Origin of the sequence: Plantactinospora mayteni (genome assembly GCF_016862935.1) — a bacterium.
In the GTDB taxonomy this organism is placed as follows: domain Bacteria; phylum Actinomycetota; class Actinomycetes; order Mycobacteriales; family Micromonosporaceae; genus Plantactinospora; species Plantactinospora mayteni.
Genome location: NZ_BONX01000053.1, coordinates 123,068 through 136,571 on the forward strand (window position 1 = coordinate 123,068; position 13,504 = coordinate 136,571).

At 68.9% G+C, this 13,504-nt stretch carries 10 protein-coding genes; 2 read left to right on the forward strand and 8 right to left on the reverse strand.

Annotated elements, in window-relative coordinates:
- Nucleotides 1-8: 8 nt before the first annotated feature.
- The 5 genes from Pma05_RS34855 to Pma05_RS34875 are packed head-to-tail and all read right to left on the reverse strand — an operon-like array spanning nucleotide 9 to nucleotide 5,945.
- On the reverse strand, nucleotides 9-1,013 hold the full coding sequence (locus Pma05_RS34855) for a D-ribose ABC transporter substrate-binding protein (protein ID WP_203861771.1): 1,005 nt from the start codon (nucleotides 1,011-1,013) through the stop codon (nucleotides 9-11).
- A 10-nt stretch (nucleotides 1,014-1,023) separates the two neighbouring features.
- Nucleotides 1,024-2,187 (reverse strand): ABC transporter permease, encoded by a 1,164-nt coding sequence (locus tag Pma05_RS34860; RefSeq protein WP_203861772.1) that lies wholly within the window; start codon nucleotides 2,185-2,187, stop codon nucleotides 1,024-1,026.
- Nucleotides 2,184-3,740, reverse strand: a complete 1,557-nt coding sequence (locus Pma05_RS34865) for a sugar ABC transporter ATP-binding protein (RefSeq protein WP_203861773.1) — start codon at nucleotides 3,738-3,740, stop codon at nucleotides 2,184-2,186. The genes Pma05_RS34860 and Pma05_RS34865 overlap by 4 nt, the downstream gene beginning before the upstream one ends.
- On the reverse strand, nucleotides 3,737-4,405 hold the full coding sequence (locus Pma05_RS34870; protein ID WP_203861774.1) for a DUF2291 family protein: 669 nt from the start codon (nucleotides 4,403-4,405) through the stop codon (nucleotides 3,737-3,739). Before Pma05_RS34870 ends, Pma05_RS34865 begins: the two co-directional genes overlap by 4 nt.
- Nucleotides 4,406-4,448: 43 nt before the next feature.
- A complete protein-coding gene (locus tag Pma05_RS34875) occupies nucleotides 4,449-5,945 on the reverse strand; it encodes an FGGY family carbohydrate kinase (RefSeq protein WP_203861775.1) in 1,497 nt (498 codons plus the stop codon).
- Nucleotides 5,946-6,362: 417 nt separating this feature from the next.
- Between Pma05_RS34875 and Pma05_RS34880 the strand changes: the two genes are divergently transcribed.
- On the forward strand, nucleotides 6,363-7,889 hold the full coding sequence (locus tag Pma05_RS34880; RefSeq protein WP_203861776.1) for a DUF1593 domain-containing protein: 1,527 nt from the start codon (nucleotides 6,363-6,365) through the stop codon (nucleotides 7,887-7,889).
- A gap of 511 nt (nucleotides 7,890-8,400) precedes the next feature.
- Here Pma05_RS34880 and Pma05_RS34885 read toward each other — a convergent pair.
- Nucleotides 8,401-10,071, reverse strand: coding sequence for a DUF1593 domain-containing protein (locus tag Pma05_RS34885; RefSeq protein WP_203861777.1), 1,671 nt, complete (start codon nucleotides 10,069-10,071; stop codon nucleotides 8,401-8,403).
- A gap of 397 nt (nucleotides 10,072-10,468) precedes the next feature.
- Between Pma05_RS34885 and Pma05_RS34890 the strand changes: the two genes are divergently transcribed.
- Nucleotides 10,469-11,299 carry a CPBP family intramembrane glutamic endopeptidase gene (locus Pma05_RS34890; protein ID WP_203861778.1) on the forward strand — a complete coding sequence of 277 codons (831 nt, stop codon included), beginning with the start codon at nucleotides 10,469-10,471 and terminating at the stop codon, nucleotides 11,297-11,299.
- A gap of 135 nt (nucleotides 11,300-11,434) precedes the next feature.
- Here Pma05_RS34890 and Pma05_RS34895 read toward each other — a convergent pair whose 3' ends face one another.
- Both Pma05_RS34895 and Pma05_RS34900 read right to left on the reverse strand, forming a co-directional pair.
- Nucleotides 11,435-12,301, reverse strand: coding sequence for a sugar phosphate isomerase/epimerase family protein (locus Pma05_RS34895; protein ID WP_203861779.1), 867 nt, complete (start codon nucleotides 12,299-12,301; stop codon nucleotides 11,435-11,437).
- A 10-nt stretch (nucleotides 12,302-12,311) separates the two neighbouring features.
- Complete coding sequence (locus tag Pma05_RS34900) at nucleotides 12,312-13,499, reverse strand: ABC transporter substrate-binding protein (RefSeq protein WP_203861780.1); 1,188 nt, start codon at nucleotides 13,497-13,499, stop codon at nucleotides 12,312-12,314.
- Nucleotides 13,500-13,504 lie beyond the last annotated feature (5 nt).

Genomic DNA, 13,504 nt, shown 5'->3' on the forward strand with positions numbered 1-13,504 from the left:
TACGGCGGTTACTTGAGCGCGAACAGGGTGTAGGAGTTCGCGTTGTCCTTGTTGATCAGCACGCAGTCGATCGACTGCTTCTCGGACTTCGTGGCCTTGCCGGTGCGGATCACCTCGTCGGCCTGGGTCACCGCGGTCTCCGCGATGAGCACGGCCGGCTGGAGGCCGGTAGCGAGCAGGTCACCCGACTTGATCGCGGCGACGGCGTCCGGGCTACCGTCGAATCCGGCGACGATCACCTTGCCGCCGAGCCCGGCCGCCTTGACCGCGGCCACGGCGCCGAGGGCCATGGTGTCGTTGCCGGCGATGATGCCCTTGATGCCCTTGTTCTTCTGGAGAATTGTCTCGATCTTGGTGAAGGCCTCCTGCTGGTCCCAGTTGGCGGTCTCCTTGGCGGCCACCGTCAGGTTCGGGTACTGCGAGATAACGCTCGCGAAGGCACTGGACCGCACCCCGGCATTGGTGTCGGATGCCTTGCCGGTCAGCTCGACGTAGCTGCCGGCGCTGCCCATGGCCTTGACGAACTCCTCGGCCACCAACGACGCGCCCTGGGAGTTGTTGGCCACGATCTGCGCGGTGGCCACGCCGGTCTGGTTGATCTCCCGGTCGATCAGGAAGACCTTGACACCGGCGTCGACCGCCTTGCGGATCGGGCCGATGGAGGCGTCGGCACCGGCGTTGTCCAGGACGATCGCCTTCGCTCCGGCGGTGATCGCCGAGTCGATCAGCTCGGACTGCTTGTTCGGGTCGTCGTCGTGCGAGGTCGAGGTGGTGGTGTAGCCGAGCGCCTTGGCCTTGGCCTCCGCCGCGTCGGCCTCGGCCTTGAAGAACGGGTTGTCGTGCGAGGGGGTGATGATGGCGATCAGGCCGCCGGCCTTGCCGTCGGCGGTGCCGGCGGCGGGTTCGGTGTCCCCGCTGGAGCACGCCGTCAGCGCGAGCGCCCCGGCGACCAGCAGCGTGGCGACTCTCGACGCGGGTTTCGATGCGGGTTTCGATGCGTTGGGACGGAACATCGGTTACTCCTTAGTGGGGTGTCTCTCGGGGGTGGGATGCCGTTGACGGCGGTGCGGGGGCCCGGCTCGTGGCCGCGGTCGCCGCCGACGAGCGCTTGAGGCGCTGCTGGCCCTGGTCCAGCAGCACGGCGAAGATGATCACCGCGCCTTTGATCACGATCTGCCAGAACGTCGAGACGCCGACCATCACCAGGCCGTCGGAGAGGAATCCGATGACGAAGGCGCCGACCAGCGCGCCACGTACGGTGCCCCGGCCGCCGGCCAGGGACGCGCCGCCGATCACCACGGCGGCGATGGCGTTGAGTTCGAAGGTCTCCCCGGTCTGCGGCGCGGCCGAGGTCAGCTCCGAGGCGATGATCAGGCCGACCATCGCGGCGCAGAAGCCGGACAGCATGTAGACCCACAGCTTGACCCTGCGGATCGGCACGCCGGACAGCTCGGCGGCCCGCTCGTTGCCGCCGACGCTGTAGAGCCAGCGCCCGAACGGCATCCGGCGGATCAGTACGGTGGCCAGCGCGGCCAGCAGCACCATGATCCAGATCGAGGTGGGGATGCCCAGGATCCGGCCGCTGCCGAGGAACCCGAAGCCGGTGTTGCCCAGTTCGGGACTGCCTTCCAGGCGGGGGAAAGTGGCGCCGTTGGAGATCAGCAACGCGATGCCGCGGGCCACGTAGAGCATGCCGAGCGTGGCGATGAACGGCGCCAGCCTGAACCGCGAGATGAGCAGTCCGTTGAGCGCGCCGACCAGCATGCCGACCGCGAGGGAGATGACGATCACCGCCCACACCTGCGGGTAGAGGACGACGTCGAAGGAGTTGATCTGCCAGCCCTGCAACAGGACGCCGGCGACGATCCCGGAGAGCCCGACGATCGATCCGACCGACAGGTCGATGCCGCCGGTCAGGATGACCAGCAGCATGCCCAGCGCGAGGATCGCGTTGATCGCCACGTGCCGGGTCATCGTGATCAGGTTGCTGCTGGTCAGGTACGTGTCGGAGAGCGCCGCGAAAGTCACGATGATCACCGCGAGCGCGATGAACGCACGCAGTTCCAGTGCCGCGTCACCGAGACGCCGGATCCAGGCCGGTCGTGGCGCGGGACCGGGAGCATCGGCGCCGGCCGCCGTGCTGCGCCGCTCCGCGCGGGTGTCGGGGTGTGTGCTCGTGCCGCTCATGCAATGGCTCCGTTCGCGGGTGCGGGCGGCTCTGCCTCGCCGGAGGCCGCCATGAGCTCTTCCTTGCTGGTTGTCGCCGGGTCCAGGACCTGTACCGCCCGACCCCGGTACATCACCAGCACCCGGGTGGCCGCGTTCAGCGCCTCACCAAGCTCCGAGGTGGCGAAGAGCACCGCGACACCCTGGCGGGCCTGCTCGGCCATCAGCGCGAAGATGTCGGCCTTGGCGCCGACGTCGATGCCCCGGGTCGGTTCGTCCAGCAGCAGGACCCGCGGCTCGGTGAGCAACGCCTTGCCGAGGACGACCTTCTGCTGGTTGCCGCCGGACAGCGAGGTGATCGCCGCTGCCGGTCCGGCGGCCTTGACCGTGACGCTGGAGATCGTGCGGGCGATCGCGTCGCCCTCCCGGCGACCTGCGATGAACGGTCCGGCCAGGAGCCGCCCGATCGCCGCCAACGAGAGGTTGTCTCCCACCGACATGGTCTGCACCAGGCCGTCGCGCTGGCGATCTTCGGGCACCAGTACCAGTCCGAGGGCGATGCGCTCGGCGATGCTCGTCGAGGTGACGTCGTGGCCGCCGACCCGCACCGTCCCGGCCCGCATCGGCGACCGGCCGGCGAGTGCCTCCAGCAGTTCGGTGCGGCCCGCGCCCATCAGTCCGTACAGGCAGACGACTTCGCCGGCGCGGACGGTGAGGCTCAGGTCGTCGACGGCGAGGCGGGCCGGGTTGGTTGGGTCGACGACGCTCACGCCTTCGATCTCCAGCAGCGGCTCGCCCGCCGGGGCGGTCAGCCGGGGATACAGGTCGTCGGGGTTGCGCCCGACCATGTTCGCGACGATCCAGCCGAGGTCCACCTCGTCGGCGCGGCCGGCGGCGACCAGCGCGCCGTCGCGGAGCACGGCCACGTCGTCGGCGATCTCCAGTGCCTCCTCCAGGTGGTGGGAGATGTAGACGATCGCCACGCCGTTGCCGGTCAGGTCGTGGATCACCCGGAAGAGCACCTCGACCTCGGACGCGCTCAGCGCGGAGGTCGGCTCGTCCATGATGAGCACCCGGGTGTCCAGCGAGATGGCTCGGGCGATCTCCACGATCTGCTGCTGCCCCAGGCGCAGGTCGCCGACCAGGGTGTCCGGGTCGATCGGCTCCTCCAGACGGGCCAGCAGCGCGGCCGTGGTCCGCCGCTGGCCGCGGGCGCTGAGCAGTCCGCCCCAGCCGGTACGTTCCCGCCCCAGGAAGACGTTGTCGGTGACGCTGAGGTTGGGGCACAGGTTGAGTTCCTGGTGGATGATCGCGACGCCGTGCGCCACCGCGTCCGCCGCCGACCGGAACGCGACCGGTTCGCCGTCCAACTCGACCGCCCCGTTCGACGGTGTCTCCACCCCGGCCAGGATCTTCATCAGGGTGGACTTGCCCGCGCCGTTCTCGCCGAACAGCGCCGTCACCGCGCCGGCCCGGACGCTGAAGTCGACACCCTTGAGGGCGTGGACGCCGCCGTATGCCTTGGTGACCTCGCGCGCCCGCATGACCACCGGCGCGACGGGTGCCCGCGTCACGGCGCCACCTCCAGGCGTACCGGGGTCACCTGGATCAGCTTGGGGTTGCTGCCGTACGTGAACGCGCCGACGAAGGACACCCGCTTACCCTCGGCAGCCGCGCCGTCCACGCCAGCCAGCACCTTCGCCTTGACCTGGTTGTTGAGCTCGGTCGAGGCGTCGGCGTACTCCAGCTGGTTGAGGAACTGGTCGAAGGTGATCAGCCCGGTGGCGTCCCGCAGCGCGGTGCCGTTGATCGCCGGACCGATCTGGATGCTGACCTGCACGTCCTCGGGCATACCCTCGATCCGCAGTGGCAGCAACGTGCCCGAGACCTTCTCCGCCACGCCGGTGCCCGAGGCCGCGAACGCGTACCGCGCGTTCGGGCCGTCGCGGTGCCCGTACCGCTCACCGGCCGCCTGCGGGTCGGCCGCGATCGCCGTCAGCAGTTCCGTGACGTCGACCGCGCCCTTCTCGATCGCGGGTACGACGTCGGAGTCGTAGCGCTGGGTGGCGTACTCGGTGGCATCGAAGCGGTCTGCACCTCCGGCGGACGCCGCCTCGTCGGTGCCGACCACCTTGGTGGTCGCGGCGATCGCGGCCAGCAGCGCCACCAGGAGCGCGCCGACGATCACGGACGGGCGCCGCAGCAGGGGCGTCGCGGCGGGCTTGGCATTCTGGGGCATCGCGGAAGATCGTCCTCTCGTCGGCGGAAACGGTCGTCAACGGTCAGTCGCCAGCAGTCGCCGGCCCGGGCGGCACTACCGCGCCGCGCGACCGGGCTACCGCAGCGGCCCAGCCCGCCCGGCGCGAGGCCCGGACACCAGCGGCCATGAGGGGCTCCACCAGCGCACCGCCGGTGGCCTCCGGCACGCCGTCGCCGGTCAGGCCGAGCGCCTGCCGGGCGAGCGTCGCCACGCCGAGTGCGGACGCGTCCGGCGCGTCCGCCACCCGCAGCGGCCGGCCGAGCAGGTCGGCCTGGATCTGCATCAGCCGGCCGCTGCCCGTGGCGGCGCCATCCGCGTGCAGCACCTCGACCGCAGCCTCCGTACCGGTCTCGATGGCCTCGACCACGTCGGCGACCTGGTGCGCGACGCCCTCCAGCGCGGCCAGCGCCAGGTGTGCCCGGTCCGTGCCACCGGTCAGGCCGGTCAGCAGGCCGGTCGCGGACCTGTCCCAGTACGGCGCACCCAGCCCCGAGAACGCCGGCACGAAGTGCACGCCCCCGGTGTCGTCGGCCGCCTTCGCCACCTGCTCCAGATCAGCCGCGCCGCTCAGGCCGAGGGACTGCGCCATCCAGGCCAGCGCCGCGCCGGATGCGATGATGTTGCCCTCCCGGGCGTAGGTCGGCGCGTCGGTCAGCCAGGCGAGCGTGGTGGCGATGCCGGCCCGCGGGTCGTCGGGTCGCGCCACCGGTGCCATCACCGACGAGCCCGTGCCGTAGGTCGCCTTCCCCGTGCCGGGCAGCCGGCAGCCCTGCTGGTACAGCGCGGCGTGCGAGTCGGCCAGCACGGCCGCGACCGGCCGCCCCGCCGGCAGGAACCCGAGATCGGCGGTGACCCCGAAGCCCGCGTCCGAGGCACGGATTTCCGGCAGGACGGTCCGGGGCACGCCGAACGCGTCCAGCAGATCCTCGCGCCAGTCCAGCGCTGCCAGATCGAACAGCAGCGTGCGCGAGGCGTTGCCGGCCTCGCAGGCGAACACCGCGCCGCCGGTCAGGTTCCAGACCAGCCAGGCGTCGACCGTGCCGACCACGACACCGGACCGCTCGGTCGCCCGCGGGCCGGACAGTCCCGCCGACTCCAGCAGCCATGCCATCTTGGGCGCCGAGAACATCGGGTCCAGCGGGAGGCCGGTGTGCCGGCGTACGACGTCGCCGAGCCCCGTCCTGGCCAACCGGTCGCACCGGTCCGCGGCCCGCGCGTCCTGCCAGCTCAGCACCGGGCCGATCGGCTTGCCCGTGGCCCGTTCCCAGGCCACGACGGATTCCCGCTGGTTCGACACGGCGACCGCGACCGGCGCCAGCCCGCCGGCGGCGTCGAGGCAGTCGCGCACCGCCGACCGGACGCTCCGCCAGATCTCGGCAGCGTCCTGCTCGACCCACCCGGGACGGGGGAACGTGACACCGACCGGAGCGGAACCGCGCGCGACGACCACCCCGGCGGCGTCCACGAGCAACGCCTTCGTGTTCGTGGTGCCCTGGTCCACCGACAAGACCGCGTCCATCTCCACCTCTCGGTGAATATTCATTCGGAGTTGAATCAACTCTCGCCCAGGTTACGACTCGCGGTACGCGGCATGTCAAGAGCCGGTTGCCGAGTCGTTACCGCCGCGGTACGTAGCGGCGCTAGTCGTGCCTCACCCAAGCGATCATGATCGTCGCGGAGCCGCTCTGGGTACCTTGACGCCCGATTGCCGTCTGGTTACGGTGCCGTTGCATAGAAGATCCATCGTGAATTTCTATTCATTGCATCCCGGTGTGCCCGCCGCTCCGTCCTCCCGCCGACCCCGGGTGGAGCGTCGAACGCCGCTGCCACCACATCCGCATCCACGGGGAGACGCAGCAGGAGGAGCAGTATGAACACAGGAACGCCCAGGCCAAGATCGAACCGGCGGAAGAGGTACACCCGGCTGTGCCTGTCGATGGCCGTCGTGATCGCGCTGCCGGCCACCCTGGCCGTGGGACAAGCCAACGCTGGACCCCGACCGGCGGACTACTCGGCCGGGCAGAGCGACCACGACCGCCGGGACAAGCCGCGCACGATCGTCACGACCGACATCGAGACGGACGACTACAACTCGGTGATCAGGTATCTCATGTACACCAACGAGGTCGACACCGAAGCCATCGTCTACACCAGCTCCCGGTTCCACTTCGCCGGCGACGGCAAGGGTACGACCTTCTTCCTGCCCGGACGCGAGTACGACGAGCCGGTCACCTCGTGGCGGTGGACCGGCACGCAACACATCCAGGACCTCATCGGCGAGTACGCCAAGGGATACCGCAACCTGCTCAAGCACGACCGCGGCTACCCCAGCCCCGAGAAGCTGCTCAGCCTCGTCAAGGTCGGCAACATCAACTTCGAGGGCGACATGGCAGCGCCCACCGAAGGATCCGACGCGATCAAGAACGTGCTGCTGGACAACAAGGGCGGACCCGTCTACCTACAGGTCTGGGGCGGCAGCAACACGATTGCCCGCGCCCTGCTCTCCATCGAGGAGCAGTACCGCGACACGCCACAGTGGATGGCGATCTACGCCAAGGTCTCCGCGAAGGCCGTCATCACGATGCAGGGCAAGCAGGACACCACCTACGACAACTACATCAGCGTCAAGTGGCCCAACATCCTGACCACCAACGTGGGATCCGGCACCTGGGGCTTCTATGGCAAGAACTCCACCAAGCCGGTCGACCCGGAAGCGGTCAAGTACTTCGACGGGCGGTGGATCGCCGCCAACATCCTGGAAAACGGCCCGCTCGGCGACAAGTACCGGGTCTGGGGCGACAAGAAGGCCCTCGCTGGCGACCCGCTCGACATCTTCGGTGACCTGACCAACACCAGCGGCTGGCTCCCACCGCGTGAGCGGTTCGACTTCCTCTCCGAGGGCGACAACCCCGCCTTCATCTACCTGTTCGACACCGGACTGCGCAGCCTCGAAGACTGGACGTACGGCGGATGGGGCCACCGCGTCGTACAGAGCACGTCGACGCCGAACTACTGGGTGTCCGGACCGGCCGAGAAGAACAAGGCGGGGGTCGACGTCCGCGGGTACGGCAGCGGCCGGTGGGCCGAGGCGGGACAGCTCGACTTCGCCGCCCGGCTGGGCTGGATGAGTGCGTCGAACTACGACGACGCCAACCATCACCCGGTCGTCAGCGTCAAGAGTGGGCTGGACGTCAACGCCAAGCCCGGCCGCAAGATCACCATCAGTGGTGACGTCCGCGATCCCGACGGCGACCGGGTCACCACCAGGTGGTGGCAGTACCGCGAGGCCGACACCTACCCGGGCGAGGTCGGCATCGCCGACAGCTCCGCGCTCAGCACCACCGTCACCATCCCCGCCGACGCCAAGCCCGGTGACACCGTCCACCTCATCCTCGAGGCCACCGACAGCGGCAAGCCGGCGCTCACCCGCTACCAACGGGTCATCGTCCACATCGTCAAGTAGCACGTCACCAGTTGGCACCGTGACGGTATCGACGCAGGACTGACGTCCATCCCTGTGCCCCATGGGTGCTTGGCCCACCTCGCCACCACCACGGCGACCGCCGCCGTTGCCGTCGGAGCCGGCACCGTCACCTTTCCACCTGAAGTAGTAGCCACCGGGTAAGGATTTCGATCGGGAGTACGGCGCGAACCGGTCTGCGGCTCGCGCCGTACTTCCGTAGATCCCGGTCGATTCGGGTGACGTCCCCGGAACATCCGACTGGGATGCGCGGTAAAGCCCTGGAACGTCCGTCGGTCGGTTCGTTCCAGGGCTCTCGCCGGTGGACCGGGCCCAGCCGTCGACGCGCCTCACCCGTCGACCGCACCTCACCCCAGCTACGCATCTCACCCATCTACGCGCCGCGCCCTCGACAGCGAAACTCGATCGCTGTCGAGGGCGCGGCTCGATCACGCCATCTGAGCACACCACGACCGGCGTGTCACCAGCCCGGTGAACCTTCTTGGCCAGCGCACTAACGGTCGTTCCGGCCGGAACCGAGGTCGTCAGCGCTTCTCGCGCACTTTCCGGCGCCAAGACCGGGGCCTCCGGCGACGGTGGCGATCACGCGAACGTAGCGCGTCATGGGCCGCTCGGCGCGATCACGGACCTCCAGGATCATGTGGATCGTCTGGCCAGGCTTTGCGTCTCGCGGTACGACGAACGATGTGGTGGCCGCCGAAGGGCGTGCAACGGCGACGACACCCGGATAGGTGCCCGCTTCACGATAGTGCCACCACGTGCTCGTGAGCTTGTCGCCGTCGGGGTCGGAGAGCCTGGCCGACAGGGGTACCCGTGCGCCCGGCCGCACGCATCGGTCGATCCGGTCACCGGCGATCCGTACCACGGGCGGATGGTTCGCTTCGTCGTAGGACTTCGTCTGCCACTCGGCTCGTGCGGCGAGCTCGTTCTGCAGGGCCGGGATCCACCGCGCCTGCGGATATGCGACGGCATAGCTCTCGCCGTACGGGCCCGCGTCGCGTACGCGGCTCGGCTCGTGGTCGTATCTCCGCTCGCCGTAGGCCCAGTTGTCGTCCGTGACGTACGTCGGGAAGTCAGACCAGCGATGCGTGCTCGCCTGCGCGAAGCGTCCTCCCCAACCCCCATAGGTCGGGTCCTCCCAGCTGCGCAGGCCGTTGTCGAGCAGTTCGAAGTAACTGGGCGAATCGCCTTCGGAGAGAAACTCGTCGGTGTTCGGGTAGATGACGGCTCCGGATGCGTACGCGTCGGCTGAGACCGGGTAGCTCGAGAGAAGCGGGCCGAACCGGATCCGTTGCTGGATGAACGGGGGCTTGAAGTAGGCGTTCTCGATCTCGCCTGGTACCCGGGGGAGGCCGCGCTCACCCGAGTACCGGTAGCGGAAGTACGCGACCGTCCAGAACTGGTCGCGGTTGACGATGACATTGAGGTCCGGCCAGCGCGGATCGATGTAGTCCTTATATGTCTCGTCCTGATCAAGAATGATGTTGACGCGAGCCTTGGAGACGACGCGTGAGTAGATCGAGGGCCAGTCGCGGGTGCCCTTGTACTCGTCCTCGATCGAGCGAAGCGCGGCCGCGATGGTGTTGGTGCCACCCCAGACCTGGAGGTGTAGCGGGCGAGGATCGTCGTCGAGCAGCGCCTGCTTGATGAGGTCCGACCCTTCGGTGTCCGCCTGCATCTCGCCGCGGTAGCTGATGTTGCCCACCTTGATGAGGCTGTTCAGGTGATCAACCGACGGATAGCGCGGGTCGTGGCGGCGCAGATTGTCGACGATGGCCGCGTACCCGCCGCCAGCACCCCACTTCGTGCCGGTTCCGTTGATCATGTCTTGGAACACCTCGGTGCCGGCCCACTGGTAGGCGGGGATCGGCGGGTTCGCCGTCGGATCGCCGGCCCAATGGAACGTCGAGCTGGAGTAGACGATCCCCTCGAGGCTGCCCGCGAGATCGTTCGCGTGCAGCAGCAGGCGATGGAACGACGCGACATCGTCGATCTCGGCATCACTCGTGATGATCGTGCGGAACGGCGACTCGGGCTCCGGCCTCGCGGCCTGGGCGGTGTCGTTGAAGAGGGGGACGAGCAGAGTCGCGACCGACAGCATGACTGCGGCAAGGCGCCGCCTTCGTCTCGTGGCCATGCGGGGACTCAAACCTGCTGTGAACATCTGGGTCTCCTCCTGTGTTCGTCGCTGATGCCGCCCGTAGTCGCGGTGCCGTGGCGTCTTGCTGACGACGGGTCCGCGCCTGCCCCCATTCGCAGTGAATATATATTCAGGACTGAATCCTGTGACGATCATGTTACTCACGCATTCCGAGTGGGTGTCAAGGGCTGACTTTGCGGCGCTTGCGGCCTTGCGCGAACGGCCCCGCGTCGGCTGCCTCGTGCTACGAGTGAGGCTGGCCGGCCTATGCCGTTGGGGGCGCCACGGGCCTACGCCGCACAGGTCGTGGTCGGCGCCTGCCGGTGCACCCGATCGGGTGACCGTAGCTCTCAGGTATGACCGCGCCGTTGGCGCCTCGGTGTGACGACGTCCGACGTGGATCGGTGGTTGCCTCCCAGCCATGGGATCCAAGGGTGTGCTCAGCTATCTCCTCATCGCTTTCGGACTGTCGTGGGGGGCCATCTTCGTCGCGCACGCGGTGCTCGGCTGGTCGATGGCCGATCCGGTGACTCAGCTGACCGTGGGGCTCCCGATGGCGTTCGGGCCGGCGATCGCGGCCGTCGTCGTACGCCGCTGGGTCACCAGGGAAGGCTTCGCCGACGCCGGCCTGGCGCCGCGGCTGCGGGCCGCGAGACGCTACTACCTGATCGCCTGGATCGGCCCTGTGCTGGTGCTGGCCGTGACCGTGGGTTTGGCCACCGCCGTCGGGCTATACGAGCCGGACCTGGCCGACCTCCCCGGCCCAGCCACGCTGCTGGTGCTCGTGGCCCCCGTCGTCCTGACTCCGTTGTTCTGGGGTGAGGAGTTCGGTTGGCGGAGCTACCTCCAACAGCGGGTGGGTCGCAGCCCCGCCCACGGCGCGCTCATCACCGGTCTCGTCTGGGCCGCGTGGCACTACCCGTTGGTCCTCACCGACTACGCCAGCTACGCGAGTCCGCTGCTCGGGATCGTCACCTGGACTCTCCTGATCGTCGCCCAGGCCGTGATCCTGGCCTGGCTGTTCCTGCGCTCCGGCAGCGTCTGGGTCGCGTGCCTCGCCCACGCCGGGAACAACATGGTCATCGGGACGCTCTCTGCCGCCCTGCTGATCGACGCCGGTGGCCTCGACCCGGCATCCGCCGACCTGCTGGGCCTGGTCCCGCTCGCGGCCATCTGCGCCTGGATCCTGCTCACCGGCCGGTTGGCGCCATCCGAGCAGCGGGTTCGGCCCACGCAGGTGGCCGGTCCTTGACGGAAGGCGAGCCGTTGCCGGGCCGCAGCGGGGATGTCGGTGGGAGGCGGACGGTCATCACTCGTCGCCCACGGGGACGAGGCATCCGATTTCGGAGAGTTCGTCGCGTCCCAGTGCAGAGGTGAGATTGATGGATCATCCGATTCCACCGGGGGCGAGAAGTCGCCGCAGGTAGCTCAGGCCGTCCGTCGCGAGCCGGTCCTGGGTTTCGGCGAGGGGACGCCAGATCGAGGCGGCGGTGGCGATGGTCTCGTTCTCCGAGGTGAACGACTCGATGCAGATCGGTCCCCGGTAGCCGGTGTTCCGCAGCGCGGCGAGGAAGCGCGGCCAGTCGAGGTGGTCGCGGCCCGGAGCGCCGCGATCGGTGCCGCTGACCTGGACATGCTTGATGTACGGGCCGGCGACGCCGATCGCGGCGTACGGGTCGGACTCCTCGATGTTCATGTGATAGGTGTCGATCATGATGCCCACGTTGTCGGGCAGCCCGTCGCGCAGTTGCAGTACCTGGCTGATGGTGTTGGCCACGCTGGTCTCGTAGCGGTTGAGTGCCTCGATGCCGAGGCTGACACCGTGCCGTTCGGCGTACTCGGCCACCGGCGCGAGGTGGGTCCGGAACTCGGTGTAGCAGGTCGCGCGCTCGGTCGGGGACATCCGCCAGGTACGTCCGACGGCGGCGTACAGCGGCCCGCCGACGACGGGTGCGCCGAGTGCCGCCGCGCTGTCGACGCAGTATCGGAGGTAATCCTGGGTCCGGGCCACGGTGCCGGGATCGGTGCGGACGAGGTCCCGCCCCGGTGGGGTCACCGCACAGACCCCGGCCGCCAGGAGTCCGTACCGGTCGAGCAGCTTCCTGGTCCGGTCCGGGTCCCAGTCGCCGACCTGCTCGACCGGCAGTTCGACCGCGTCGAAGCCCCACTCCGCGATTCGCGGCAGCAGGTCGGCCAGGGCGGTGTCGTCGACCGGGGACGACCAGACCCACGGGTTCACGCCGATCGGGAACATGGTGGGTCAGTCACTTCCACCGCTGCGGGTAGCCCGGCAGGTCCGTGCAGCCGCACATCGCGTAGTGCAGCGGCGGCATGGCGTCGTCGACGTACTGGTCGAGGTTGTCCTGGGTGATCGTCGGTTGCGGCAGTTTCCACGGGCTGGAGACCGGCTCGCCGCGAAGGATGCGCAGCGCGGCCAGGACCGGGGTCCGCCACTGGTACGTCGGGTACGTCGGTGCGACGGCGGTGAGCTGCTTGTCCTTCCACAGCTTCAGGAAGTCGAGCTGGTCCTCGCCGTTGATCGCCGGCAGCGGCTTGCCGGCGTCCTGGAACGCCTCGACCGCGGCGACCGCCGTGGCCCCGGCGTCCATCCAGATGCCGTCGATGGTGCCGTGCCGCTGGAGGTAGTTGGTGACGATGGTCTTGGTCTTCGCCGGGTCGCCGTCGGTGAACTCGACGCCGACGACGTTGACCTTCGCCTTGTCGAACTGGACCTTCGCGGCCGACCAGCGGGTCTCCAGCACGTCGACGCCGGGCAGGATGCGCAGGGCCAGGATCTTTCCGCCGGAGGGCACCTTCTGGCTGAGGAACTCGGCGCCGACGTGGCCGAATCCGTATCCGCCGATGGGGTTGATGAAGGTGACCGGGCAGTCGGTGTCGACACCACGGTCGAAGACGATCACCGGTACGCCCTTCGCGCAGGCCGTCTCGACCGCCGGGGTGAGCGTCGCGGTGGTGTTCGGCGAGACGATCAGCGCGTCGCAGCCCTTGCCCAGCAGGTCGTTGATGTCGGTGATCTGCTTCGGGTCCTTACCCTCCGCGTCGACGTGCACGAACTCCTTGATCAGCGCCTTCTGGGCCTCGACCTCGGCCTGCATCGTCTTGTATCCCACCTGCCGCCAGGGGTTGTTCAGCGCGGCGTTGGAGAAACAGATCTTGTATGGTCCCGGCTTCTTGTACTTGGCGGTGTCGACCGGGCGCGGGTCGAGTACCTGCTCCCACGGCCGGTCCGCCGGGCCGGTGGCGGTCGCCCCGAGCAGTGCGATCTCCCGGTCGTAGTCGGCCTGCACGAAGAACTTCGACTGCGCGCCGGTACCGGCGTCCGCTGTCGCTCCGGACTGCGACGGGGTCGGCGTGGGGGTGTCGGTGGCGCAGCCGGCGAGCACGAGCGTCGTGACCGACGCCAGCGCCACCGCGATACCGGGTCGTCTCATCGATC